Here is a 26385-nt window from a genome sequence, read left to right on the forward strand (position 1 = left end):
AATTAAACCACCAAGAGTTGGTACTAGCTAAGTACACTCAGCTACTGCTATGTCAGCCTGACATAAAAAAGCCGCTTGAAAGCGGCTTTTTTCGTTGAGATGAGCGTTAGTCAGAAGCTATGACTTAAACACGCTGATCTTCTGTTTGATCTCGGCGGCGATGTGGGAGAGGTTTTGGGCGGCGTCGACTGTGTCGCCGGCGCGCTGTTCACCGTCGCGGGCGAGCTCGGTGATCTCATGCAGGTTGCGGGTGATCTCGTCGGCCACGGCGCTCTGCTGCTCTGTGGCGCTGGCGATGCTGCTGGAGGCTATGGCCAGCTCCCCGATACTGATGGTGATCTGGTTGAGGTTAGTCGCGGCCTCCTGTCCCTGGGCGGCGGAGGCGGTGCCCAGCTGGTGGCTCTGGCCCATCTGCTCGGCGGTGAGCTTGATCTGCTGCTGTAGCTGAGTGATGGTCTGGCTGATCTCTGAGATCGAGGTCTGAGTACGCTGGGCCAGGGTTCTCACCTCGTCGGCCACCACGGCGAAACCGCGGCCCTGCTCACCGGCGCGGGCGGCCTCGATGGCGGCGTTGAGCGCCAGCAGGTTAGTCTGCTCGGCGATGCTGTTGATCACCTCGGTGACCTGGCTAATCGCCTCGCTTTCCTTGCTGACATTCTCGACGCTCATATGGCTGGCATCGAGCTGCTCGCTGAGTTTGCCAAGGCCCTGCACCAGCTGATCGAGCTGCTGGTGGCCGTCGCGTGAGGCGTTGTCGACCTGCTGGCTCTGGCTGGCGCCTTCGCTGGCGTGGTTGGCCACGTCGCGCACCGAGGTAGACATCTCTTCGATGGCGGTGGCGATCTGGTCGGTTTGCGCCATCAGCTGCTGGGCCTCTTCGCCGTTGAGTCTGGCCACTTCCTGGGCGCTGCTGGCCTGCTCTTCAAGTGTGTTGACCGAGGCGCGCAGGGCGCCGACCAGTTCGCGCAGGCTCAGGGCCATCTGGCGGGCGGCGTGGGTGATTCTGTCGACCTCGTTGTCTGTGTCTGGGCTGACCTGGTCGAACTCTTGAGTCAGGTCACCCTTGCCGAGCTCGGTAAGCTGGTGCTGCAGGTGACGTAGCGGGCGCAGTGTCTTAATCAGCACCATGGAGAGCAGCAGGGTGATCAGCAGCACGCCCACGGCGGCGACGCCGGCATTGATGCTCAGCAGTTTAAGGCTCTCTTCGTTCAGCTCACGTTTCTTGGCTTGGCCGAGCAGGGTCCATTGCCAGCCGGGAATAGTAACGGCGTAGGCGTACATGGGCTCCTTGTTGCTATTGAGGTATTCGCTCTCCTGGCCGCCGCGTTTGGCCGCGTCAAGAGAGAGGCCGTCGAGTATCGCCTCGGTCAATATGGTACCCGACTCCTGGTTGGGCTGGGCGATGATGGCGTTGTCCACGTTGCGGATCAGGGTGAAGTAACCCGACTCCTCCAGCTTGAGCTGGTTCATGGAGCGTTGCAGCTCAGTCAGCGCCTCTGAGATATCGAAGCCGATATAGAGTATGCCAATGATGTCGCCCTGTGGGCCCGTGATGGGGCGATAGACTGTCATATAGTCTTTGCCAAACAGTCTGGCATAGCCTTCATACTCTTTGCCCGCCATCAGCGCGCCGTAGCCCGGGTGCTTCTTACCCAGGTAGGTGCCTAAGGCGCGTTTGCCGTCGGCTTTTTTCAGCGAGGTAGAGATGCGGATAAAGTCGTCGCCGTCGCGTACGAAGACGGTGGCGTTACCGCCGGTGAGGTTAGAGTAGCGATCCACCTTACTCTTGGAGGCGTTGATCTGTTCGCGCTCGTGTACCAAAGCAGGGGTGGGCTTCCCCATCACCAAGACGGTCTTATCAGGCTTGAAGAATTGACCTGGGTACATGGCTCTGAGCACGTCGGCGTTGCGTCTGGCGAGAGACAGTAGGCTGTTGTACTCGAGTTCAATTAGGTCGGCGGTGCTGTGCATCTGCGCTTTTACGGCCGTCTTACCTTTATCTTCCAGCACGTTGGCGGCTGTGATGTAGGAGACGCTGCTGAGAATGGCAAATACGACGACGGTAAGGATCAGGGCAAGGGCGCCTATCTGTTTGGCGATAGGCCAGTTTTTATAGTTCATTATGGTAATCCACCTTGTGGTTAGACTGTCGCTAATGTAACTAAGGTGGTGCTAGATTGTTTTGACGCAGGTCTATTTCGATAAAGGAAAAATTGCCCCAGGCCTCGGCAATTAGTCTAAATATGCACTGGATCACCCTGGGCGGGCGAGCCAGTGCATCTTGTGATTAGCAAATTGACGAGACCGTTAGCCAAGCCGTTAGCTGGGCTGAAGTGCGGGCACGGGCGCCGCCTGGCGCTTGGTCATCAGCAGCTGGTACATGGTTGGCACCCAGACCAGGGACAACAGTGTGGTAAGCGCCGTGCCGCCAGCGATGGCGATGGCAAACGGTGGCCAGAAGCCACCACCTGAGATGATAAGCGGCAGGAAGCCGCCTATGGTGGTGATAGTGGTGGAGCCGATATGGCGGCCGCAGCTGCTGACCACTGCCACTATGGCTGGGATGCCTGCCTCACGCTTATCCGGCATATCCTCAAGCTCGGCTAGAATCACGATGGCGGCGTTGATCGCTAGACCCATCAGGCCCAGCAGGCCAATGATCACCGTAAAGCCGAAGGGATAGTTAAACAGGTAGACGGCGAGTAGGCCAAGGCCTGCCGATTGCACCGCGCTCAGCAGTATGATGCCGGTCAGGCGGAAGGAGTTGAACGACAGCACCACGGTCGCCAGCAGCAAAGTGATCACCAAGACGATGTTGGATAGCAGGTTACCAACGGCCTCGTTACGCTTGGCGCTCTCGCCGCCTACCTCGATACGATAACCGGCGGGCAGGGGGAGGGCGTCGATGCGCGTCTTGGCCTGGTTGAGCACCTGCTGGGGCAGCACGTCGCTCTCCAGATAGGCCTCTATGGTGTTGACGCGCTGGCCGTCACGTCTGGGGATGGCGCCCAGGCTGACGTCGATACGGCTGCTGGCCAGCGCCGAGAGCGGGATGCCGACGCCGCTGCCCGACAGCAGGTTGATCTGTGACAGCTCGGTCTGCTGCTCGCGCATCAGATCTTGGGTGCGTACCCGGATCGGTAGCGACTCCGTCTGCTCCAGTATGCTGCCGCCGTTAATGCCGGTAGTGGCCATCTGGATCTGGTTGGCGATATCCGTCAGGCTCAGGCCGCTCATCTTGCTGGCGTCTTCGTTTACCTGAAACCAGACCTTAGGCGCGCCGGCGCTCAGGGTGGCGCGGGTGTGCAGCACGTGATCTGTGGTGATCAGAATGCGCCGTACCTCATCACCTATCTCTCTAAGGGTATCTAAGTTGTGGCCGTAGATGCGCAGCTCTACGGGGGCATTGAACGGTGGGCCCTGCTCCAGTTTACGCACCAGGATCTGCGCCTCGGGAAACTCGGCATCGAGCTCTGTCTGCAATCTTGGGATCAGCTGGTTGGCGCGCTCGAAGTCGGCAACCTTGATCATCGCCTGGGCGTAGTTGGCCGCCCCTTGCTGACGCTGCAGCAAGTTGTAGTAGAAGGAGGGCGCATTGCCGCCAATCACCCAGTCGAGTCTCTGCATCTCGCCGGTGGCCCTGAGCTTGGCATCGATACGCTCTACCAGGGCGCGGGTGTTTTCTATGCTGGACTGAGGCGCCAGGTGCACCTCTATTTGGAACATGTCCCTGTCTGACGGCGGGAAGAACTGCTCTGTCATCTGCGCAGAGGCGATAAAGCCGCTAATGGGCAATATGCCTATCACCACGCCGGCCAACAGGGGACGCTTGAGGGCGATGTGCAAAGTGCTGCTAAAGGCGCGGGCGATGATGGGGAAGTTGACCCCGCGCTGATACCAGTGAGTGGCATCGCCCTCGGCGCCGAAGCGGCCGGCGAAGCCGGCGATCAGCGTATGAGAGATGAGGTAGGAACCCAGCAGGGCGAAGATCACCGAGATGGCGATACCGCCGACAAACTCTCCCGCGGCCCCCGGCATGAGGATGATGGGGGTAAAGGCCAGCATGGTGGTGATGGTTGAACCCGCGAGCGGCAGCCAGAGATGTTTGAGGGTCTCGCCGACGGCGCTGAGGCGATCCAGTCCCTGGCGGCGACGCTGGGCGATGGCATCGACGATGACGATGGCGTTATCCACCATGATACCCAGTGCCACCACCAGGCCGGTCACTGACATTTGATGAATCGGCAGGCCGACATACTTCATGCAGGCCAGGGTGAAGAGGGCGGTCAGCGGCAGCGACAGGGAGACGATCACCGCGTTGCGCAGCCCCAGAGTCAGCATGAGCACCACCAAGATGATGATGAAACCCAGCAGCAGGCTGGCGATCAGGTCGCTCAGGCGGGTGGTGGTATAGCCTTCTTGATCGAACAACCACTGGATCTCCACGTTGGAGGAGAGATCCCCTTGCACCTTCTCGACTACGCGATGCACCTGCTGCAGCCAGAGGTCGACCCGGGTGTTGTTGAGCATGCGCGCCGACACCATTATCCCCTGAGCCTGCTCTATGAGGGCGATGCTGGCGGCCGGGGTCTTGGGCTGGCGCTGCACGCTGGCGACCTCGCCCAGGCGTATGATCTGACCGTTTTCATCGACCTTGAGTGGCACCTGTCTGATGCGGGTGACAGAGTCCAGCTCGCCGGAGACCTCGACCAGAGCGCGAAAGGCGTCGTTGGTGATCTCGCCTGCCGAGACTTTAGTATCGGCGTTAGCCAGGATCTGGGCGATGGCGGCGGCGCTGAGGCCGATGCGGTTGACGTTCTGGGCGTCGATCTGCACCAGGATCTCTTCGGTGGGGGCGCCATAGAGTTTTACGAAGTCGGTGCCCGGAATCAACCTGAGCTGACTCTGTAGCTCCTTGGCGTAGCGGTTAAGGATATCCTGGCGTGGCTCGCCCGCGCCTTGCCACACCAGACCAAGAATGGCGGTGTTAGCATAGCCCAGCTGATCATCTAGCAGGGCATTTTGCGCCGCGGGGGGCAGCAGGTTCTTGGCATCGTTGATGAGATCCCTGGCCCTTGACCAGACGGGGTCTGTCTCTGTGATCCTGTCTTTCAGCTCTAGCTGGATAACGGAGATCCCCGGGCGTGAGGTGGACTGCACCAGTTTCAGCTCTTCCAGGCGTCTGAGCTGATTTTCCAGCACCTCGGTGACCAGGGCTTCGACCCGCTCGGCCGAGGCGCCCGGATAGTGGGTCACCACAGAGGCGAAGCGGTTGGTGATGCTGGGATCTTCCATGCGGGGCAGGCTGGTGATGGCGCCAAGGCCGGCGACGATCAGCAGGGCGATCACCAAGCTGGCCAGACGACCATTTTCGACTAAGGCTTTTATCATGACTTACCTCGTCGCCACTTGGGTGTTGAGCATGACGCGCTCGCCCACTACCACCTTGTGCAGGCCCTGGGTGACGAAGCGCTCATCTTCGCTGATGGCTCCCTGGATGAAGGCCTGATCGCCACGGGTATAGAGGATCTCTATGTCGCGCCGCTCGATAAGGTATTCATCCGGCTGTTGTTCAACCAGCACATACAGGTTCCACAGGCCGCGCAGGCCGTCGGTGAGCGAGGAGATGGGCACCCAGAAACCGGCGGTGTCGACAGTCTTGTTGTAATGCAGGTAGGCCAGCTCGCCGTTGATCACCTTAGCATCGGTAGGCAGGGTCAGGCGCACGGGGACGGTACGTGTCACAGGATTGACCTCGGCGCCAATGCCGGCCACGGTGGCCAGATAGGGAGTATCTTTCACCGTCAGGGTCAGCTGCTGGCTGTCTTGTAAGCTTTGCGCAAGCCCCACGGGCACGCCGACGATGGCCTGGGGATTGTTGTGTTGGATCAGGGTAAATAGCGGGGCACCCAGGGCGACCACTTCGCCTAAGTTATTGTTACGTTTGGCGATAATACCATCAAACGGTGCGACCAGGGTGGACTTGGCGATCCGCAGCGCGTTGGCCTCTATGGCGGCGCGCAGGCGCTGCTCGGCGGCTAGCAGGCTGCTGAGTTGTCCCTTGAGTTCGTCCAGTTGCTGGGCCGAGGCGTAGCCCTGTTGTTTCAGGGCTTGGCTGCGCTTGAGGGTGCTCTGGGCCAGCTCTCTGTCGGCGCGGTTTTGCGCCAGGCTGGCCTGCAGCTCGCGCTTCTCGGCTTCAAGCAAGGAGGTGTCTAGCTGGGCCAGTAGGTCACCCTGCTTGACATGATTACCACTGTCGACCGCCAGGTGTTTTATCTTACCCGCCAGCTCGAAGCCGATAGCCGTGGTATTGCCGGCGCGTATGTTGCCGGTAAATACCTGCTCAGTGTCATAGTTGGTCGAGCGGATCAGCCGCTGACTGGAGACCTTGGGGAAATGTTCGCTGTCGGGGGCGCTGGTGGACTCATCCTGTTGGCAGCCGCTGGCCGCGAGGCTGAGGCAGCTCCATAACAACACCCTGGCGAGGGACTTGGCGGTAAAGATCGTCATACTGATACACTTCCGTGGTTAACAGTTGGTGAATAAATCGTTAAACTAGACTTGTTAGTCTAATTTGCAAAAACTGGACTGTCTAGTCTAGTTTGTGTATAAATATGTCGTGATGAAAATGAAGACCTTATAGGACGTTTCAATGGTACAAACACCCCTTAGCCGCAGTGAACAGAAGAAGGCGCAGATATTACACGCCGCGATTGAGCTCTTCTGTGGGCAAGGATTTCCCAATACCAGCATGGATGAGGTCGCGAAGTTGGCGGGCGTCTCTAAACAGACCGTCTATTCGCATTTTGGCAGCAAGGATGATCTGTTCGTTGCATCAATCGAATCTAAGTGTGTGGTGCATCAGGTGACGGCGGAGCTGTTTACCAGCCCCCAGGATCCCGAGCAGGCGCTGCTGCATTTCGGTAACTATTTTGGCGAGATGATAGTCTCGCCCGAGGCGATAGAGGTGTTTAAGACCTGTGTGGCCCAAGCCGATACCCACCCGGAAATTTCGGCGCTGTTTTTTAATGCCGGCCCAGAGTTTCTGCTCAATCTGCTGGAGAACTATTTCGAGCAGGTGGAGAAACTCGGCGAGTATCATTTTGGCGATCTGCGCCATGCCTCGGTGCGTCTGTGTATGATGCTGTTTGGCGAGATGCGCCTCAAGTTAGAGCTGGGCTTACCGGTCGAGGATCTGATTGCTAAGCGCCCGGCCTACATCAAAGAGACGGTGAGCATGTTCCTGCGTGCCCATCGGGTTTAGGCGCTGGCAATTTTAGTTAAGAGCGCGGCTTTAGTCAGAGTTTTAGCCACGCTTTTAGTAACAGAGCTAGCCGTTTTGAAGGCAATGTGATCTTTTTGCCAATCTGGTCGTACTAAGCTTGAGTGTACTAACTTTATGATTGGTATTTGGTCGGGTGCCTAACTTGGTCGGGTGCCTAAGTTGCAACCGGGCAGCCGGCCAAACATTAAGTCTAACTGAGTAGCCCCAGGGAGAGGGTATGAAGCCAAGCCTATTATCTCGCAATACGATCAACGCCCTGGTTTTAGGGTTAACCTGTCTGACGGCCGTATCCGCCGAGGCGGCACAAGGGGGAGCGCGACAGGCGTCGCCCCTGACCCTGTCGGTATCGCGCATCGGCGTCGGTGAGGCCGATGTGGGTGACAGCGGCCAGGCATTGCAGCGCGACACCTGGCTGTTCGGCGCCAAGACCAGTTATGCCTTGAATCGTCAATGGTCGCTGAGTGCCAGTATAAGCTATGACAGGCTGGATTATGACTGGAGCGGCCGCGGCGCCTCACTGATGGAGGGTAATCTGGCGCCCTGGTCCAATGTAGACAGGTATGGGGTTGGCCTGGGGGTCAGCTTTCGTCCCAACAATCGTTGGCTGTTCATGCTGGCGCCTAAGCTGCAGTACGCCTATAGCGAGGGCACCTCATCTTCCAATGCCCAAAGTTATGGGGTGGTCGCCTCAGGCATGTATCGCTTCAATGGCGGCAACATGCTGGGCCTAGGGGTCGCCTATCTTAATGACATCTCTGAGGTGAGAACCTTGCCTTATCTGGCGGTGAACTGGCAGATAACCGACAAGCTTAAGCTTGCCAATCCCTTCTCGGCAGGCTTTAGCGGCCCCGCCGGCCTGGAGCTGAGCTATCAGTGGTATGACTCGCTGGATGTGGGTGTCGGCAGCTCGAAGCGCACCCAGAGATTCTTGGTGAAAGATGAAGATGTGACCCTGGAGATAGACGAGTGGGTTGGCTTTGTCAGGGCGGGCTGGCAGGCGAGCGAGCCCCTCAAATTTGATGCCTATCTGGGCTATTTCTTCAGTGGTGAGATAGAGCTCTCCTCGCCGAAAACCCAGGAGTCGCTAGAGAATCAGCTAGCACTGGCGTTTTCCGCCCAATATCGATTCTAGGCTGCCCTAATGAATAAAAAAATGTGATGAATCAGAAAATGTGATGAATACAAAAATGGCCTGAACATACCGTCAGGCCATTTTTTTATGATTTTTCATTTAGCTGTCATTGAGCTTTCAGTTAGCTACCGATCAGCTTCAGCTATTGTTTATTCGCCTAGCATAGCCCGCTTGAGACTCTTCTGGGCCGGCTTATCGCCCAGCCAGATCTTCAGCAGCGCTTTACGAAAGGCCTCGCCCTCGACCGTCGCCTGTTTTTCGCCATTCTTATAGGCGGTGACGCCAAGATCTTTTACTGCCTCCAGTGTAAATTGATCCCCCTCGGCAATCGGCGCCGAGAACAGGGCCATGAAGGCATCTATCTGGGGCTGAATTACCTCAGGTTCGCCGTCTGTGGCATCGTCGAAGCCGTCGATGATCGCATCTTGCATCTTCTCTGAGGTGATCATGCCTGAGACGATATTCAAGCGAATAGCGACCCTAGGGGCGTTGAGTACGCTCTCCAGCGTTTGGCTCGGACTTTGGGTGTATAGGCTGCCCACATAGAGATCCATAAAGAACTTGCTGCGAATGCCGGCGCCGTTAAGCTGCAAGGTTTGTTCGCTTAGGATTATCTCGTCGGCGAGTGGCACGTCGGCCAGGATGTTGGCGGCCAGAGTGTTGGCGGCTAGTGGGGTACTTAGCATGGCACTGGTCACGGCGCTGATAAGGAGCAGTTGGCGTAGGAGGGACTTCATATAACCTCTTATAAATATTGTGATAGTAACGGTTAGCCGCGTTTACCCAGCTGATATTGACCGCTTTGATGGAAGAAGGCGGCCTGTTTCTTCTTGGGGGCAATCAGCAGTGGGCCGTCATCGAAGAAGAGAAAACATTTCCAGTTGCGCACGAAGACGTCCCAGCGGGTCTCGATGATCTGGTATTTGTCGTAGCAGAAGTAGATTTGCGTTTCGTCTTGCCAATCGAAGTGGCCCTGAAACAGCTCGGGCAGGGCGGGTGAGTCGCTGTCCCAGGCGCTCTGCCAGTGATCGGTTTCCTGCCAGGCATCGCCTTTCGCGGCCCAGTCGCCCTTGGCAAATTGCTCGCTGCGGCTGCTCTTGTTACTCACCCACTGGTTCCACACCGTCATGGATGATTTCTGATCCAGCGGCTTGATGCAGGCCTTGTCTTCATCTGTGACGGGGAGATCTTTATGGTTAAAGATCCATTTGCGTTTGTACTGTTCGAGTGGGATATAGGTGTGCGCCACAGGGCCTCGCTATCGGCTGTAAGTTATTAACGCCAGACATTATACGGCGTGCCACAGGACAAGGGAAACGGCGCCGCGGGATAATTTTGCCCCTGGCGCCGAAAAAAGCTTAGGGCCTGAGTTGCCCCAGGTAGTTGAGGGCCGCCTGATTATGCTCATCCAGCATGAGAAGACTTTTTGACCAATAATGTTTAGTGAGATTTAAAACTAGTAAGGATTAAACGGCCAACGCTGGCTGATTATGTTGAGATTGGCATTAAAAAGCTCAGTCATTGACACTGTCCTTCGAAGTCATGCTTCATCTATTAGGCTAGTTCACTAACTGGTCTCCCCACAGGGACTCGAACCCCGATCGATCGCTTAGGAGGCGACTGCTCTATCCTGTTGAGCTATAGGGAGACGCAAGTGATTATACTGTTTTTCATCGCGATGAAAAGGCTTTAGATTTAGTTGCTTAATTAGTGCACTAATTAAGTTGGATTTTAATCGCGATGTCGTTAATTTGTATGTTGATCGCGCCGTTAGCGCCTTGCAGCAGGGCGGTGGCGCTTTCCTGTGTCACCTGGTCTATGGTGATCTTGGCGCGCGATTCGCTGGCGACTGCACGCATATTATCCAGTCGATCCGGCAGGTTTTGCTGCAGCACCAGTTGGAATTGGTCCCCAACTTTCACGCCATGATTGCGCCCCAGGTTGATGATAACCCGGTTGTCGACGCGGGAGACCACCTGCCCAAGTAGCGGGCGGCAGTCGAGCACCTTGTCGATATCTTCGCTGGCCTGGGTCAGCAGCATTTCGATGTTCTTACCATAGTTGGATGCCCAAAAACGGTTGCTTTGGGCTGGTATCGTCGCTTGGCGTTTAAATTCCCATGGGGCAGGGGCGTCATAGTACTCACTCCAGATCTGCTCGCCGCTGATGCCGTGGTACAGAGAAAGCCGTAGCTGAAACTGGCGTTGGGGATAGCTATCCCAGAGGCCAAACAGGCTGGCTTCGACCGGCTCGGTGGAGATGTCGATGATCTCCGGTAGCAGAATGTATTGGCTGTCGGTGATCTCGCTAAGCCAGCTGGGGAGGCGGTAACCGCGGATGTCGATCAATGACTGCTCGATATCGAGTCGTTCGTTGGCATGAACATGGGCGAAACTCGCCTTACCCTCGCGGGCGATGATGCTGCCGAGCTTCTCCGACAGGGCCTTCTCGAAGTTGCCAAGGTTGCCATATCTGAGTTGGCTGCGATCGGCAATTTGCGCCTGGGGCACCAGGATGGCCGCCTTGAGTTGACTCGTCCCACAGGTTTGCGTCTTGGCGTTTTGCAGCACATCGACTCTTAGATTGACGCTGAGGGTATCGCCCTGGATACGCTCGCTGATAAGCTCGACACGGCCGGCCTCGGCCTGCTGCGACATAGAAAACTGGGTCTGGGTTAGCTGACCGTTTTGAGTCTGCTGCACGCTGGTAAACTGGCCGCCAGATTGCAATGTGACATAGCTTAGTGCCTGCGCTATGGCATCTTCTCTCGCCTGAGTGATATTGCCGTTGATGATCTTGGCTTCACCCTGGGCCTCAAGCCACTGAGCCATCACCTGAGTGTTAAAGGCGGCGAGTAACAGCAATAGTAATTGAATTCGTTTCATTGTATCTGTCTCAACTGAGCCGGTTTGTCTGGCGCGTAGCTGGTGCCAAAATGCTGACAGTTTTTGCGCCTATTCTCATGTTCCCATTGATTAGTTAGACTCAAAGCAATATCTATGCCTGAGTTGGTTAAAGTCAGCCAAAGTTAATCAACGTTAGTTAAAGTTAGCCAAATTTGGCCACCGTCAGGTCATTTGCCGAAAAGTAGGATGACGAACGCCAATCAGTCCCTCAAGGATTCGCCGAGTGTGAGCCCAATACATGAGGCTAACCCTAATAAGTGTAAATCGACCAATGCTAAGCTTATGGCATATATATTGCTGCATAATTGCCAATAGGATTGGTTGGCCGAAATTATGGCGCAGCCAAGTGGGTATATTGGCCTGGGTCAATATCGAAAACCATGGGACATCATGATGCGAAACGCTTTGATAATATCTTCCCTGTTGCTATTGGGGGCCTGCGCGGCAAATGAGCCCGCCACGCCCAGCTTGCAAAGCGGCAATAGTTTGCCAGTGAGTTCATCTGTGATGCATCTGACTCAGCAGTTGGCAAATGAATTGGTGCGCCAGAACGATCAGTTGACGCCTAAGCAGCCCTTGCTGGTGGCGACGCCTGTGTTGCTGGATAACCTCAAGTCGACTAACGCCTTGGGGTTACAGATACAACAGGGGCTGATCGCGGCCATGCATGATCATCAGTTTAATCTGGTGGATCTGAACGTGGGCGAGAACGTTAGGGTGACAGATCAAGGTGAGCTGCTGCTGACCCGCGACTGGCGCCAACTGCCAGCAGATCTGCCGGTAGAGCATGTATTGGTGTCAACCATGAGTCTTAAGCCTGATGGTGTAGTGGTAAACAGCCGTATCGTTAATGTAACTAACAACCGTGTGGTTTCGGTCGCAGCGGCGAGTGTGAGTCAGGCCGAGCTGGCGGACTACCTTAGCCTGTCTGAGAGAGTGGTCGCCGAGGATGGCAAGCTTATTCGTTACAGCAGCCAGGGTCAGGGAGATGTCCAGATTAAAGGGGTCAAGCAATGAGATATCTAATTAGTGTGTTGCTGCTCGTCCTGAGTGGATGTGCGTCTCAAGACAGATACATTCAATGGGAAACCCAGGCGCCGGAAAGTTTTCCTAAGTTAACCGCAATTGGCTATGCGCCGCTGGCGACTCAACCTGCGAAAGAGGCATCTCAGCGTGTGTTGATGGCGATGCAGGCATCGAAGATCGCCGCCTACCGTGAGCTAGCAGAGCAGGTTTACGGCCAGCAGCTATCGGCGTCGAGCAGCGTGAAAGATTGGATGCTTTCCGATGATAATATTCAGGCCTCGGTGAGCGGGGTGATCCGCGGCGCAAAAGTGGTGAAGAGCTACCCGGTCGGAGATCATTATGTGACTGAGCTGGAGCTCGACTTCCAGCAGGTGTGGGCCTTATACCAGCAGCAGAATCGGCCGCAGACGGTGAAGGAAGTGACCTATTTCTAGGTGCCCGCAAATAAAAAAGCCTCTATTAAGAGGCTTTTTTAATGTCTTCAACTTGAGCCTGTAACTCTATTTTAGTGATTAGGCTTTCAGATTATTGCCGAGCGTGGAGATAGTCGAGGTCTTGCCCTTGCCGTCATAGGTGAGGCTACTGGCATTACGACTGGCCTGCAGTGCCTGGGAGAAACGATTGACGCTGGCCATGCTGTGTTCGATAAGCGCGGCGTTCTGCTCGTTAAGCTGTTTACACTCGGCCAATGCCTGCTTGGCATCGTCGACCTGGGCAATAAGCTGAGGCTCCTGAGTGAGCCTGCCCAGGTCAGGATGCGCAGCTAATTCGGTATCACCTAGTTTGATCTCATTTAACAACTGGGCCTTCTCATTGGCCAGACGCAACAATTGATCCGCATCTTGCGCGATCAGGGCATCCTTCTCTGCCGTGATGGTCTGCTTTAAGCTGTCCAGTAATTTGTGTTGATTGGCGATGATATCGGTTATCTGCGTCATAACGTATTAGTTAAAGATCCTGAAGTTCCTTTTCAAACTGCGCAATGTTGCTGGCGAGTTTGTCGGCATCTATCTTATAGCGTCCCTCGGCGATGGCAGCCTTAATCTGTTCGACTTTCTTGATATCGATTTCAGGAATGTCGTTAAGCTTGGCCTGGACACTTTGTAGCTGCTGCGCTTGAGAGGTGATAGAGACAGAATCGCTCTTCACCGTCTGCGCCGGTGCGCTGGTGGCCGCTGCGCCACCTTTGTGCTGCGAGGCTTTCGAGCTGGCGCTGCCAACCCGACTGTTAGTGTTTGTATTTACGTGCTTAATATCTATAGGCATTGTGGGGTCCAACTTACATAAATGAGATCAACATACTTGTCTATCGGCACTCATGGTCAAAGCTTTAGAATAAAGTTTTAAAAAACAGTATAAATTTTTGCGCCTCAAAGGTCATCAGGATCACATCCTGACGTCCACCTCGCCAATGCCTGTCACATGTGCATCAACTGTCTTGTTGGAGCGGCTATTGCGCACCTGTATCTTATCGCCAAGGTTACCATCTTTTAATGCTTCACCGTTGGTTTTTATCACAAAATTATCGGCCCGTGCATAGATGGCCACGATATCGCCCTTGCAGACGAAGCAGAGGTTGCTGGCAAACAGCGGCTGATTGGCGGGAATTCTGCGCTTTACCCGGGTGCCGATCACGGCGACAGGGTCATCAAATTGCTGACCTCTGAGCTGGCTCTGCTCCACATAGTCTAGGCGTATCTGATCCGATTCAATGAGATCGCCGGGCCCCAAGGTTTGGTTGGCCACCACCACGGGGAAGAGCACCTCGACGCGAACCGAAATGTAGATTTGCCAGGGGTAATCGAGATCTGGACTGGCGCAGCTGATCTTGACCGTGTTGTTTTTACTGATGGCGCGATCGCTGGCAATTTCCGCCTTGGGCTCGCCTAAACAGGCGGGGGGATTTAGCCGGGTGTCCAGACTCTGGGGGGTAATAATGACCTTGGCATCTTGGGGGAAGACCATTTTTTCCTGCACAGCCTCTGTAGCTAATCGCGCTATGGTCGATACAGAGGGAACACTGGTGGTCTCAGCCGCCTTTAAGGGCAGAGAGATGAGTAGCAAAAACAGAAAATATGCAAAATTTACTTTCATAATGAATTGACTAGCTTGATTAGCCAGATTACACCTATACTTCGTTTTAAGAGCCAAGGCTTTGCCATTTTTTGTGAGAAATGAGTGTCATAAATTTGACAAAGTAAAGGTCTGGTTGTCATATAACTAGATAAAGCAATTAGTATGCCTATACTCATATTTACCATGGGAACGGCTTCGCATTCACCCGACAACAGGGCAAAGGCATTATGTCGAGTATTCTTGAATCAGTTAACAAACGCACCCAACTTGTAGGACAAAACCGCTTAGAGCTATTGCTGTTTAAGTTAAACGGGCGGCAAAGGTTTGGCATTAACGTATTTAAGGTGAAAGAGGTGCTGCAGTGCCCGCCACTGACAGGCCTGCCTAAGCTCAATCCCTATGTGAGGGGCGTGGCTCATATTCGCGGCCAGACCATTTCGGTGATCGATCTCAGCGCGGCCACCGGCGGCAGACCGATAGAAGATACCGAGGGTTGCTTCATCATCATCTCCGAGTACAACCGCAGTGTGCAGGGTTTCCTGGTTAAGTCGGTCGAGCGCATCATCAACATGAACTGGGAGGCGATCATGCCGCCACCGCAAGGGGCGGGGCGTTACTCCTACCTGACGGCCGTGACTGAGATTGAGGGTGAGCTGGTGGAGATCCTCGATGTCGAGAAGATCCTCGATGAGATCTCGCCGGTGAAGACTCAGATCAGTCAGGAAGTCGACGAGCAGTTGACCATAGACAGAGACCGTCACTATCACATCATGGTGATCGACGATTCGGCCGTGGCACGCAAGCAGATAATTCGCGCACTGGAATCTCTGAGCCTACAGATAGATACCGCCAAAGATGGCCGCGAGGCCTTAGATAAGCTGGTGAGCGTCGCCGCCGAGATGGATAACGTGGCTCATGAGATCCCGCTGATCATTTCCGATATCGAGATGCCGGAGATGGATGGTTATACCCTGACGGCAGAGATCCGCGACAATCCTAAATTGAAAGACATTAAGGTAGTGCTGCATACCTCGCTCAGCGGCGTGTTTAACCAGGCCATGGTGGAGAAGGTGGGCGCTAATGACTTTATCGCCAAATTTAATCCTGATGAATTAGCGGCGGCGGTGAATAAGCATCTTAGTTTGTAATTTGTACTAAGTTGGGCCTGAGCCTAAATTTGGTAAGTTTAGGCTTGTATCAGTGAGTTAGCTAATGTATAACGCTGACCTCTGTAACGCTTGCTATAGTGTATGTTGTAGCCTGTTTTCTTTTTTGATATTGGGATATCAAGGTGCCGAATAAATCACTTGCCGAAGCCGAGTACAACCAATTTAAATTATTTCTGGAACAACACAGCGGTATTGTGTTGGGCGACAATAAGCAATATTTGGTTCGTAGTCGACTCGCGCCTCTGATGGGGAAATATAACCTTCCCTCATTATCTGAAGTGGTTAAACATTCGATGAAGCCCACCGAGCGGCAACTTCGTGCCGAGGTGATCGACGCCATGACCACCAACGAAACCTTGTGGTTTCGCGATCGCTATCCCTTTGAGCTGTTAGGCAATAACCTGTTACCCGAGTATGCCCGCCTGGGACGGCCGCTGAAGATCTGGTCGGCCGCCTGTTCGTCGGGGCAGGAACCCTATTCGCTAGCCATGACCATCTTGGAATATCAGCAGCGCAAGCCTGGCGCCTTGCCCGGCAGCGCGACGATTCTGGCTACTGATCTCTCCCCCTCCATGTTAGAGCGCTGTAAGGCAGCCGAATATGACAACCTCGCCTTGGGGCGCGGTCTGTCCGAGGAGCGTAAACGTCAGTTTTTTGAACCCACGGGGACTGGCTCCATGGTGGTGAAGGCTAACGTCAAGCGTTTGGTGAACTTCAGGGCACACAACCTGCTTGAGAGTTACACCTTGCTCGGCAAGTTTGACATCATCTTTTGCCGCAACGTGCTGATCTATTTTGCCCCAGAGGCAAAGGCCAAGATATTGCGGCAATTTGCTGCCGCCCTCAATCCCAAGGGGATACTGTTTCTGGGGGCCTCGGAGTCGATTGCCGGCCTGACCGATGAGTTTGATATGGTGAGATGTAACCCAGGGATCTATTACCAGAAGCGGACCTAAGGTCGCAAACCTAGCCCTTCAAGGGGCTAACCCTCTGAGTTCGCAATCAAGTTTCAAATGCCAGCAGTCGCTGGCATTTTTTATGCCTGCCATTTCTATATCTGCTTTACCTAAGCAAGTTACCTAGAACTGATTTTATTGGCACAAGTATTGCTTTGTTTATGGCATTCGTGTGTGGAGGCAATTTTATGGCGATTAGTTTCGATAAGGCATTGGGGATACATCAGTATACCTTGGGGATACGTTCGGCGCGGGCCGAGGTGATCTCGTCAAATATCGCCAATGCCGATACGCCCCATTACAAGGCGAAAGACCTGGATTTTGATAAGGCGCTGCAGGCGGCGCGCACCGCCCAAAGTGGGCTGGCGATGAGCCGTAGCAACGAGAAGCACTTCGATTTGGCGGCGCTTTCCCAGCAACACATTAGCTATCGGGTGCCAAATCAGCCCGATACTGGTGATGGCAATACGGTGGATATTCAGCAGGAGCAGTCAGAGTTTATGCAGAATGCGCTCGAGTATCAGATGTCGTTAGGTTTTCTTGACGGTAAGTTTTCCGGCCTGAAAAAAGCCCTTAAAGGAACGTAATCATGAGCCTTTTTAATATCTTCAATGTGGCAGGCTCTGGCATGTCGGCCCAGTCGGTCAGGCTAAATACCACTGCCAGTAATATCGCTAATGCCGATTCAGTTTCCAGCAGTGTGGATAAGACCTATCGCGCCCGTCACCCGGTTTTCGAGGCCGAGTTGGCCAAGGCCAGTCATCAGCAGAATACCAGTCAGGCGGTCAAGGTGGCCGGTATCGTCGAGAGCGATAAGCCGTTACAGAAAGAGTATTCACCCGATCATCCGTTAGCGGATGCCGATGGGTTTATTTATAAGCCAAATGTCAATGTGATGGAGGAGATGGCCAACATGATCTCGGCCTCTCGTTCCTACCAGATGAACGTACAGGTTGCCGATGCGGCAAAATCTATGCTTCAGCAAACCTTACGCATCGGCAATTCCTAGGGGGTAAGTCGTGAGCCTAGTTAATCCGTTAAATACTCAGGTTGCGCAAACCAGTTCGACCCAGAGCGCCAAGACAGTGACGCCTCAGGCATCGAGCAGTCAGGCAACCACCCAGACCACGGGAAATCCGTTTCTCGACAGCATGCGCCTGCAGGAGGAGTCTTCGATCCCTGAGGCCAAGAGTCAGGAGCTGACCCAGGAGGATTTCTTCTCTCTGCTCAGTCAGCAGCTGTCGATGCAGGATCCCTTTAAGCCGGTGGACAACGATCAGATGATCGCCCAGATGGCGTCTTTCTCTACCGTTGATGGCATCACTAAGCTCAACGAGGAGATAGTTAACCTCAATACCGTGATGACCTCGAGCCAGGCGTTGCAGGCCTCGGGGCTAGTGGGGCAGAAGGTGTTGATCCCATCGGATACCGGGCATATTTCGGCGGAAGATCCCGTGCTCAAAGGGGTGATCAGTACCCCTGAGCCTATCGAGTCGATAACCGTGCGAATCGAAGATGAGAAGGGCCAGCTAGTGAAGACCTTCACCGTCGATGGTAGCGACGGCGGCAATATAGATGTCTCTTGGGATGGACTGGATAAGGATGGGGAACCCGTTGCCAGTGGTAACTATTCCATTAAGGCATCGGGCAAGGTAGATGGTAAGAGTGAAGATTTAGCCGTATCGACCTACGCTCACGTGACGAGTGTTTCGCTGGGGACGGCAAGTACCGGCGCAATTCTCAACTTGAGAGGCATAGGCGGTATCAAACTCGGTGATGTTCTGGCCGTGTCTGAAACCTAGACAAAGCAGAGCGTTAGGGCACTTAGGTCCAGAACAGATAACAAATTTTTAGTGAGGTGATTTATGTCATTTAACATTGCATTGAGTGGTATCGCGGCGGCGCAAAAAGATCTCAATACCACGGCGAACAACATCGCCAACGTTAATACCACTGGCTTTAAAGAGTCGCGCGCCGAGTTCGCCGACGTGTATGCCAGCTCTATCTTTGCCAACAGCAAGACTACTGTCGGTGGCGGTGTTACCACGGCTCAGGTGGCACAGCAGTTCCAACAGGGCAGTCTGCAATTTACCAGCAACGCGCTGGATATGGCGATCAATGGCGGCGGTTTCTTTGTGACCTCATCGGAAGTGGGTTCACAGGATCTCTCCTACACCCGCGCCGGTGCCTTCAAGGTCGATGCCGACAGTTACCTGGTGAACTCTGCAGGTAACTACCTGCAGACCTTCCCGGTGGACAAAGATGGTAATTCCACCTCGGTGAGTCTCACCACCACGCAACCGGTGAAGATCCCTGACACTGCCGGTAGCCCACAGAAGACAGACAATATCGGTATTCAGATGAACCTCAACGCGGGTGAGGGCACGCTGGATCCGGCGAACTTTAATCCGAATGACCCCGATACCTACAACAACTCGACGTCGGTCACCATGTACGACTCACTGGGTGAGCCACATATTCTGACCACCTATTTCGTGCGTCCACCCGAGGCGGCTTACACAGGCACCAGTAACTGGGTGGCCTTCTATGCGGTTGACGGCAAGCAGGTGGATTTGGCGGGCGCCGCGGGCACCTATGGTCGTGATACTACGGGTGACGGTGTGGCTGACTCGACCGGCACAGCGGTTAACGCCAGCGGCTGGAAGGGCTCGGTTTTATCCTTCAACGACACAGGTGCCTATACCGGCAGCGATCCTGCGGTGATCACCACAGAGACGCTCGGTGTTGGCGGCGCTAATGTGTTAGGCCCAGGTACAGATGGTAGCCAGACACTCACCCTTAACTTCAACAGCCCGACGCAATATGCCTCGCCATTTGAGGTGACCGAGCTGAGCCAGGACGGTACCACAGTGGGTCGTCTGACTAACGTGGAAGTGGGCGCCGATGGCTTGATTAACGCCAGCTACAGCAACGGCTCTACCGTGCCTCTGGCGCGTGTCGCCCTGGCACGTTTCTCCAACGAGCAGGGCCTGACTCAGGTGGGTAACACCTCCTGGAAGGAGAGCCTTGACTCGGGTCCGGCGCTGGCGGGTGAGGCCAACAGCGGCACCTTCGGTAGCATTCGCTCATCGGCGCTGGAGCAGTCAAACGTCGACCTGACCACAGAGCTGGTAGATCTTATCTCTGCCCAGCGTAACTTCCAGGCGAACTCGCGTACCTTGGAAGTGAACAACACTCTGCAGCAGACGGTACTGCAGATCCGTTAAGCTGCCGCTTAGTGGAATTCGTGAAATGTGTTGCCCAGGCGGCAACACATTTCCGCTTCTCTTGCCGCTTCTCCTTTCCTTCCTTAGCTTCATTTCTATCTGCTTGATTTAGCCTGCTTAACCAAATCTATTGCTTGGCATGATGTTTGCTTTGTTCTGTTATTAGACAGTTTTAGTTGAAACATTGACGGAGCAGCAAGTGGATAAATTACTCTATGTCGCCATGAGTGGCGCCAAGCAGAATATGAATTCGCTGGCAGTGCGTGCCAACAACCTTGCCAATGCCAATACCGACGGCTTTAAGTCGGATCTGGAACAGGCCAGATCTATGCAGGCCTTTGGCGAAGGGTTGCCGACACGGGTGTTTTCGATGACAGAGAACCCGTCAGCTAACTTTGCCGCCGGTCCCATAAAGACCACGGGACGGGATCTCGACATCGCGGTGAAAGGTGACGGCTGGATAGCCGTGCAGGCCGTCGATGGCGGTGAGGCCTACACTCGCTCTGGCAGCCTGAGTTTCGATACTTCAGGCCTGCTGCGTAACGACAGAGGCAACCCTGTGATGGGCGATGCCGGTCCTATCGTGTTACCCCTTCCTATCGAAAAGGTCGAGATTGCCCAGGATGGCACCATCTCGGTCAGACCGCTCGGCTCAACCGCTGAGGTGATCGAGGAGGTCGGCCGTATCAAGTTGGTTAACCCTGGTAATCAAAACTTGATGCGTGGCGAGGATGGTCTGTTCCGTCAATTGTCTGGCGTTAATGCCCCGGCCGATCCCAATGTTGCCGTGGAGAGTGGCGCCATCGAAGGCAGCAATGTCAACGCCGTCGACGAGATGGTCTCTTTAATCGATCTGCAGCGCCAGTTTGAGATGCAGGTCAAGATGATGAAAACCGCCGAAGAGATGGATCAAGCCTCTTCGTCATTAATGCGCATTAGTTAGGAGATAGATTATGCATCCGGCGTTATGGATTAGTAAGACTGGCTTAGATGCCCAGCAAACAGATATCTCGGTGATCTCCAACAATGTGGCGAACGCGAGCACAGTTGGATACAAGAAGAGCCGGGCCGTTTTCGAAGACCTGCTCTATCAAACCGTCAACCAGGCGGGGGGGATCAGCGCCTCTAATACTAAGCTACCCAACGGCCTGAACATAGGTGCGGGTACCAAGGTGGTGGCGACCCAGAAGATGTTCACTCAGGGCAATATGCTGACCACTGACAACTCACTGGATCTGATGATCGAAGGCCCGGGTTTCTTCGAGGTGCAGCTGCCAGATGGCACAACCGCCTATACCCGAAATGGTCAATTTACCTTGGATGATACCGGGCAGATCGTGACCCCGGGTTCTGGCTATGTGTTGCAACCGGCGATCACCATCCCGGATGATGCGACTAGCATAACCGTTTCTGCCGAAGGGGAGGTCTCGGTGAAGACCCCTGGCGCGGCGGAAAACCAGGTGGTGGGTCAGCTGAGCATGTCAGATTTTATCAATCCGAGCGGCCTGGATCCTATGGGGCAGAACCTCTATCTGGAAACCGGCGCCAGCGGCACGCCGATTCAGGGCACCGCCTCTCTGGATGGCATGGGCGCCATTCGTCAGGGCGCGCTGGAAACTTCTAACGTTAACGTGACCGAGGAGCTGGTGAACCTGATCGAGAGTCAGCGCATCTACGAGATGAACTCTAAGGTGATCTCGGCCGTCGACCAGATGCTCTCTTACGTCAATCAGAATTTGTAGAGGTTTGATATGACTAAGTTTTTTATGGCTAAGTTTGTTATGGCTAAGTCATCTGTCTTAGTGATTGCGCTGGCGTTGGTGGGTTGTGCCTCAACCAACCAGAAGCCGATAGCCGATGACCCTTACTATGCGCCTGTGTATCCCGAGGCGCCGCCGACTAAGATCGCCGCTACGGGCTCCATGTATCAGGATAGCCAGGCCTCTAGTCTCTATTCGGACATCAAGGCGCTTAAGGTCGGCGACATCATTACCGTGATCCTGCAAGAGTCGACCAAGGCGAAGAAGAGCGCCAACAACGAGCTGAAGAAGGGCTCAGATTTGACGCTGGATCCCATTTATGCCGGTGGTGGCAACGTCACCATCAGCGGCTCGCCCATCGACCTGCGCTACAAAGACAGCATGAACACCAAGCGTGAGTCAGATGCCGATCAGAGCAACAGCCTGTCGGGCAGCATCTCGGCCAATGTGATGCAGGTGCTGAATAACGGCAACCTGGTGATCCGCGGCGAGAAGTGGATCACCATCAATAACGGCGATGAGTTTGTCAGGCTGACCGGCATAGTACGCTCGCAAGATATCCGTCCCGACAACACTATAGACTCTCAGCGTGTGGCCAATGCCCGCATTCAATATAGCGGCACGGGCACCTTTGCCGACGCGCAGAAAGTGGGTTGGTTAAGCCAGTTCTTTATGAGCGACTGGTGGCCCTTCTAAGGAGCGATGCCATGAAGATGAAATTAATATTGGCCTGTGCCCTGATGGTGTTTTCCGCAGCCAGCTCGGCCCAGCGCATCAAAGATATCGCCAACGTACAAGGGGTGCGTAGCAACCAGCTGATCGGCTATGGTCTGGTGGTCGGCCTGCCGGGTACCGGCGAGAAGACACGCTATACCGAGCAGACCTTTAAGACAATGCTGAAAAACTTCGGCATCAATCTGCCCGATAACTTCCGCCCCAAGATCAAGAATGTCGCCGTGGTGGCGGTGAGTGCCGACATGCCCGCCTTTATCAAGCCGGGTCAGACGCTTGATGTCACCGTCTCTAGCCTAGGTGAGGCCAAGAGCCTGCGCGGTGGCACTTTGCTGCAGACCTTTCTCAAGGGGGTCGATGGTAACGTGTATGCCATTGCCCAGGGCAGCATGGTGGTCAGCGGCTTTAGTGCCGAAGGACTAGATGGCTCTAAGGTGATTCAAAATACGCCTACCGTGGGTCGTATCCCTAACGGCGCCATCGTCGAGCGCACCGTGGCGACGCCATTTTCAACTGGCGATCATCTGACCTTTAACCTGCGCCGCGCCGATTTTTCGACGGCCAAGCGTCTCGCCGATGCCATCAACGATCTCTTAGGCCCAGGGATGGCTCGTCCACTGGACGCGGCCTCGGTGCAGGTGAGTGCGCCGCGGGATGTCTCCCAGCGTGTCTCTTTTCTGGCGACGCTGGAAAACATCGAAGTAGAGCCAGCGTCCGAGTCAGCCAAGGTGATCGTCAATTCTCGTACGGGCACCATAGTGGTGGGCAAAGACGTGCGTCTGCTGCCGGCCGCGGTGACCCATGGCGGTCTGACGGTAACCATCGCCGAGGCGACCCAGGTGTCTCAGCCTAATCCCTTGGCGGGGGGCGATACCGTGGTCACCAGCGACAGCACCATAGATGTGTCCGAAGCGGATAATCGCATGTTCCTGTTTAACCCTGGTACTACCCTCGATGAGCTGGTGCGGGCGGTGAATCTGGTTGGCGCCGCGCCATCTGACGTGTTAGCCATACTGGAAGCGTTAAAGGTGGCAGGTGCTTTGCATGGTGAGCTTATCATCATCTAAATTTTGTCGCAGACGATTCAGTCGTCGCCAAGGCATCGGGACTCAACATGGATAAGCTGTCAAACGCATCGCATTTCTTGGACATAGGGGGCCTGGACTCCCTACGTGCCAAGGCGCAAAAAGATGACAAGGCGGCACTCAAAGAGGTGGCGCAGCAGTTTGAGGGCATCTTCGTGCAGATGTTGATGAAAAGCATGCGCGATGCCAATGCGGTGTTTGAGTCAGACAGCCCTATGAACAGCCAGTACACCAAGTTTTATGAGCAGATGCATGACCAGCAGATGTCAGTCAATCTGTCGGACAAGGGGATGCTGGGCCTTGCAGATCTCATGGTGCAGCAGCTCTCGCCGCAGACCAGCCGGATGACGCCGGCTTCCGTGCTGCGGGGCGGCATGGTGAGTCCGGTTGCTAATAGTGTGCAACAAGTAGATAGACAATCTCTGGCCCAATCAGAGGCTCAAAGCAAGGTATCAAGTGGTGATAAGCCCTTGCCGCGGATATTTGATGAGCTAGTGAGCGGCAAGGTCTTGCCGTCTCAGGCGCCAACAGGTTTGGCTAATAAGGGCTTCGAAAGCCGTGAGGCGTTCGTTAAGGCGGTCTATCCCCATGCAGAGCAGGCGGCTAAGGCCTTGGGTACCAGCCCAGAGGTATTGATTGCCCAGTCGGCACTCGAGACAGGTTGGGGGCAGAAGATGGTGCGCCGCGCCGATGGTCAGCCTAGCAATAACCTATTTAACATCAAGGCCGATCGCCGCTGGGATGGTGAGCGAGCCGGCGTCAGTACTCTGGAGTTTGAACAAGGGGTTGCGGTGAAGCAGCGCGCCGATTTCAGGGTATATCAGGATATCAAACAAAGTTTTGACGATTTCGTCTCATTCATCTCCGAAGGCGAGCGTTATCAAGAGGCGATGGACAAGGCCGCTAATCCCGCCGCCTTCATCCGTGGCTTGCAAGATGCCGGTTATGCCACAGACCCAGATTACGCCGACAAGGTGATCAAGGTGATGCAGACGGTAACTCAGACAGTCGCCCAGACGGTAAACAAACAGCTTGGCGCAGCCATTGGCAAGTGACAAGTGGAGAGTGAAAAGTGATGAGTGCTCAGTTAGCAACAGGTGCAATAAGAGGTAAAGCATAATGTCGATGGATCTGCTGAATATCGCCCGTACCGGCGTGCTTGCCTCTCAGTCGCAGCTGGCGGTGACCAGTAACAACATTACCAATGCCAATACTCAGGGTTACCACCGTCAGGTGGCTGAGCAGTCTAGCCTGGAGTCCCAGCGTCTGGGCAACAGCTTCTATGGCGCCGGCACCTATATTACCGACGTCAAACGTATCTATAACGAATATGCCGCCCGTGAGCTGCGAATTGGTCAGACGGCGCTGAGCCAGGCACAGACCACCCAGACTAAGATGAGCGAGCTGGATCAGCTGTTTTCTCAGATAGGTAAGGCGGTGCCGCAGAGCCTTAACGATCTCTTTGCGGGGCTCAACAGCCTGGCGGATCTGCCCGATGATATGGGCATTCGCGGCAGTCTACTGGGCAATGCTGATCAGATCGCCAAGGCGCTGAATCAGATGCAGTCGCAGCTCGATGGTCAGATGAAGCAGACTAACGACCAGATCTCGGCCATGACTGATAGGATCAATGAGATCAGTACCGAACTTGGCCATATCAATCAGGAGCTGATGAAGTCTCAGGGCGCCGACATGCAGCTGCTCGATAAGCAGGATGCCCTGATCCAGGAGCTCAGTGAATACGCTCAGGTTAACGTGATCCCACTCGAATCCGGCGCCAAGAGCATCATGCTCGGTGGTGCCGTGATGTTGGTGTCCGGCGAAGTCTCGATGCAGATGGGATCGACCACTGGTGACCCTTATGCCGGCGAGCTGCGTATCACCACCACGGCAGGCGATCAGACCTTAGTGGTCGACCCTAGCAAAATGGGTGGCAGCCTGGGCGCCTTATTTCAATTTCGCGACGAGACACTGATCCCGGCGCAGCTGGAGATGGGTCAGTTGGCGTTGGGGATTGCCGACAGTTTTAATCAGGCTCAGGCGGCAGGTTTTGATCTTAACGGCCAGGTGGGCAGCGACCTATTTCTCGATATTAACGATCCTGCTATGTCAGTTGGCCGCGCCGGCGCTTATGAGAACAACACGGGCAATGCGGCTTTAAGGGTAAACATAGATGATGTAAATGCCCTGTCCGGTGGCAGCTACGAGCTAACCTTTACCGCGCCGGCCACCTATGAGCTTAAGGATCTAGACACAGGCACCGTGACGCCACTTACCTTAAATGGCAGTCAGTTGACCGGTGGTGACGGCTTTAGCATCAATATCGATTCTGGCGCCATGGCCTCGGGGGACAGATTCGAGATACGTCCGACATCCGGCGCCGCGGCCGGTATCAAGGTGGTGATGACAGATCCTAAGGAGATAGCCGCCGCCGCGCCAAAGATTACCAGTAACAGCAGCACTGGGAGTGAACTGGTCAAACTGGTGAGTATCGACAATCGTAATGCGGCCAACTTCCCTTTAACCGGTAGCGAGCTGACCTTTGCGATAGATAATGGGGCTAGTACTTTCGAGGTATTCGATGCAGCCGGGAATACCCTTGGTACGTCAGCTTTTACACCACCATCCATCAGTGCCTATGGCTTCACCTTCGAGGTGGACGCTAGCGTCTCGACAACAGACAGATTTACCTTCGATCTCAACTTTGCCGAAGGAGATAACACCAATGCGGTCGCCATGGCAAAACTCGCGGAAACCAAACTGATGAACAATGGCGGCTCGACTCTGGCCGATGTTTACGAAGGCACCAAGTTGCAGGTGGGTGGCAAGGCCAAAGCCGCCGAAGTGGCCTTCGGGTCGGCAGAAGCAGTCTATTCTCAGGCCTATACCCGGGTGCAGAGTGAGTCAGGGGTAAACCTGGATGAAGAGGCCGCCAATTTGATGCGCTTCCAACAGTCTTATCAGGCCTCGGCGCGGATCATGACCACGGCCACAGAAATTTTCGACACCCTCTTTAGTTCGGTGAGATAGG

25 protein-coding genes and 1 tRNA gene are annotated in these 26385 nt (G+C 54.8%); 16 read left to right on the plus strand and 10 right to left on the minus strand.

Annotated features, from left to right (window positions below; genetic code table 11):
* Window positions 1-117: 117 nt before the first annotated feature.
* The 3 genes from K0J45_RS06535 to K0J45_RS06545 all read right to left on the minus strand — a co-directional run bounded on the left by K0J45_RS06535 (window position 118) and on the right by K0J45_RS06545 (window position 6510).
* Window positions 118-2121, minus strand: coding sequence for a methyl-accepting chemotaxis protein (locus tag K0J45_RS06535; protein ID WP_011865111.1), 2004 nt, complete (start codon window positions 2119-2121; stop codon window positions 118-120).
* Window positions 2122-2319: 198 nt separating this feature from the next.
* Window positions 2320-5391 (minus strand): efflux RND transporter permease subunit, encoded by a 3072-nt coding sequence (locus tag K0J45_RS06540; RefSeq protein ID WP_220044715.1) that lies wholly within the window; start codon window positions 5389-5391, stop codon window positions 2320-2322.
* 3 nt (window positions 5392-5394) lie between these two features.
* Entirely contained in the window at window positions 5395-6510 is a 1116-nt protein-coding gene (locus K0J45_RS06545; protein WP_220044716.1) for an efflux RND transporter periplasmic adaptor subunit, read from the minus strand.
* Window positions 6511-6652: 142 nt separating this feature from the next.
* On the opposite strand from K0J45_RS06545, the gene K0J45_RS06550 reads away from it, so the two are divergent.
* Window positions 6653-7264 carry a TetR/AcrR family transcriptional regulator gene (locus K0J45_RS06550; protein WP_220044717.1) on the plus strand — a complete coding sequence of 204 codons (612 nt, stop codon included), beginning with the start codon at window positions 6653-6655 and terminating at the stop codon, window positions 7262-7264.
* Window positions 7265-7502: 238 nt separating this feature from the next.
* A complete protein-coding gene (locus tag K0J45_RS06555; RefSeq protein WP_220044718.1) occupies window positions 7503-8417 on the plus strand; it encodes an outer membrane beta-barrel protein in 915 nt (304 codons plus the stop codon).
* Between the two features lie 149 nt (window positions 8418-8566).
* Here K0J45_RS06555 and K0J45_RS06560 read toward each other — a convergent pair whose 3' ends face one another.
* From K0J45_RS06560 to K0J45_RS06575, 4 genes are all read right to left on the minus strand, one after another.
* Window positions 8567-9154, minus strand: coding sequence for a chalcone isomerase family protein (locus tag K0J45_RS06560; RefSeq protein WP_258406777.1), 588 nt, complete (start codon window positions 9152-9154; stop codon window positions 8567-8569).
* A 32-nt stretch (window positions 9155-9186) separates the two neighbouring features.
* Window positions 9187-9666 (minus strand): DUF2947 domain-containing protein, encoded by a 480-nt coding sequence (locus K0J45_RS06565; RefSeq protein ID WP_220044719.1) that lies wholly within the window; start codon window positions 9664-9666, stop codon window positions 9187-9189.
* Between the two features lie 323 nt (window positions 9667-9989).
* Window positions 9990-10065, minus strand: a tRNA-Arg gene (locus tag K0J45_RS06570).
* Window positions 10066-10132: 67 nt separating this feature from the next.
* The gene (locus K0J45_RS06575) at window positions 10133-11302 is read right to left on the minus strand and encodes a flagellar assembly protein FlgT (protein WP_220044720.1); all 1170 of its coding nucleotides are present in this window, start codon (window positions 11300-11302) and stop codon (window positions 10133-10135) included.
* Window positions 11303-11815: 513 nt separating this feature from the next.
* Here K0J45_RS06575 and K0J45_RS06580 point away from each other — a divergent pair.
* Together K0J45_RS06580 and K0J45_RS06585 are read left to right on the plus strand one after the other, a co-directional pair.
* Window positions 11816-12340 carry a FlgO family outer membrane protein gene (locus K0J45_RS06580; protein WP_258406778.1) on the plus strand — a complete coding sequence of 175 codons (525 nt, stop codon included), beginning with the start codon at window positions 11816-11818 and terminating at the stop codon, window positions 12338-12340.
* Window positions 12337-12783: an LPP20 family lipoprotein gene (locus K0J45_RS06585; protein ID WP_144204184.1), complete on the plus strand. Its 447-nt coding sequence runs from the start codon at window positions 12337-12339 to the stop codon at window positions 12781-12783. Before K0J45_RS06580 ends, K0J45_RS06585 begins: the two co-directional genes overlap by 4 nt.
* A gap of 78 nt (window positions 12784-12861) precedes the next feature.
* On the opposite strand, the gene K0J45_RS06590 is transcribed toward K0J45_RS06585, so the two are convergent.
* The 3 genes from K0J45_RS06590 to flgA form a co-directional block, all read right to left on the minus strand.
* Window positions 12862-13287 carry a flagella synthesis protein FlgN gene (locus K0J45_RS06590; protein ID WP_220044722.1) on the minus strand — a complete coding sequence of 142 codons (426 nt, stop codon included), beginning with the start codon at window positions 13285-13287 and terminating at the stop codon, window positions 12862-12864.
* A gap of 10 nt (window positions 13288-13297) precedes the next feature.
* Entirely contained in the window at window positions 13298-13615 is a 318-nt protein-coding gene (flgM, locus tag K0J45_RS06595) for a flagellar biosynthesis anti-sigma factor FlgM (protein WP_220044723.1), read from the minus strand.
* A gap of 120 nt (window positions 13616-13735) precedes the next feature.
* Window positions 13736-14443, minus strand: coding sequence for a flagellar basal body P-ring formation chaperone FlgA (gene flgA, locus K0J45_RS06600; RefSeq protein ID WP_220044724.1), 708 nt, complete (start codon window positions 14441-14443; stop codon window positions 13736-13738).
* Between the two features lie 209 nt (window positions 14444-14652).
* On the opposite strand from flgA, the gene K0J45_RS06605 reads away from it, so the two are divergent.
* From K0J45_RS06605 to flgK, 12 genes are all read left to right on the plus strand, one after another.
* A complete protein-coding gene (locus K0J45_RS06605; RefSeq protein WP_144204188.1) occupies window positions 14653-15573 on the plus strand; it encodes a chemotaxis protein CheV in 921 nt (306 codons plus the stop codon).
* A 137-nt stretch (window positions 15574-15710) separates the two neighbouring features.
* Window positions 15711-16550: a CheR family methyltransferase gene (locus K0J45_RS06610; RefSeq protein WP_220045234.1), complete on the plus strand. Its 840-nt coding sequence runs from the start codon at window positions 15711-15713 to the stop codon at window positions 16548-16550.
* 188 nt (window positions 16551-16738) lie between these two features.
* On the plus strand, window positions 16739-17137 hold the full coding sequence (gene flgB / locus K0J45_RS06615) for a flagellar basal body rod protein FlgB (protein ID WP_011865146.1): 399 nt from the start codon (window positions 16739-16741) through the stop codon (window positions 17135-17137).
* Between the two features lie 2 nt (window positions 17138-17139).
* Window positions 17140-17559, plus strand: a complete 420-nt coding sequence (gene flgC, locus K0J45_RS06620) for a flagellar basal body rod protein FlgC (RefSeq protein ID WP_011865147.1) — start codon at window positions 17140-17142, stop codon at window positions 17557-17559.
* Between the two features lie 10 nt (window positions 17560-17569).
* The gene (gene flgD / locus K0J45_RS06625; protein ID WP_220044725.1) at window positions 17570-18352 is read left to right on the plus strand and encodes a flagellar hook assembly protein FlgD; all 783 of its coding nucleotides are present in this window, start codon (window positions 17570-17572) and stop codon (window positions 18350-18352) included.
* 63 nt (window positions 18353-18415) lie between these two features.
* Window positions 18416-19777, plus strand: a complete 1362-nt coding sequence (gene flgE / locus K0J45_RS06630) for a flagellar hook protein FlgE (RefSeq protein WP_011865149.1) — start codon at window positions 18416-18418, stop codon at window positions 19775-19777.
* A gap of 199 nt (window positions 19778-19976) precedes the next feature.
* Window positions 19977-20720, plus strand: a complete 744-nt coding sequence (gene flgF, locus K0J45_RS06635) for a flagellar basal-body rod protein FlgF (RefSeq protein WP_011865150.1) — start codon at window positions 19977-19979, stop codon at window positions 20718-20720.
* A gap of 10 nt (window positions 20721-20730) precedes the next feature.
* The gene (gene flgG, locus K0J45_RS06640) at window positions 20731-21519 is read left to right on the plus strand and encodes a flagellar basal-body rod protein FlgG (protein WP_011865151.1); all 789 of its coding nucleotides are present in this window, start codon (window positions 20731-20733) and stop codon (window positions 21517-21519) included.
* 39 nt (window positions 21520-21558) lie between these two features.
* Window positions 21559-22233, plus strand: coding sequence for a flagellar basal body L-ring protein FlgH (gene flgH / locus K0J45_RS06645; RefSeq protein ID WP_220045235.1), 675 nt, complete (start codon window positions 21559-21561; stop codon window positions 22231-22233).
* Window positions 22234-22244: 11 nt separating this feature from the next.
* Window positions 22245-23336 carry a flagellar basal body P-ring protein FlgI gene (locus tag K0J45_RS06650; protein WP_220044726.1) on the plus strand — a complete coding sequence of 364 codons (1092 nt, stop codon included), beginning with the start codon at window positions 22245-22247 and terminating at the stop codon, window positions 23334-23336.
* A 47-nt stretch (window positions 23337-23383) separates the two neighbouring features.
* The gene (gene flgJ, locus K0J45_RS06655) at window positions 23384-24409 is read left to right on the plus strand and encodes a flagellar assembly peptidoglycan hydrolase FlgJ (protein WP_220044727.1); all 1026 of its coding nucleotides are present in this window, start codon (window positions 23384-23386) and stop codon (window positions 24407-24409) included.
* A gap of 64 nt (window positions 24410-24473) precedes the next feature.
* On the plus strand, window positions 24474-26384 hold the full coding sequence (flgK, locus tag K0J45_RS06660; protein WP_220044728.1) for a flagellar hook-associated protein FlgK: 1911 nt from the start codon (window positions 24474-24476) through the stop codon (window positions 26382-26384).
* The last annotated feature ends 1 nt before the right edge of the window (window position 26385 follow it).

This window comes from Shewanella alkalitolerans (assembly GCF_019457575.1).
GTDB classification, from domain to species: domain Bacteria; phylum Pseudomonadota; class Gammaproteobacteria; order Enterobacterales; family Shewanellaceae; genus Shewanella; species Shewanella loihica.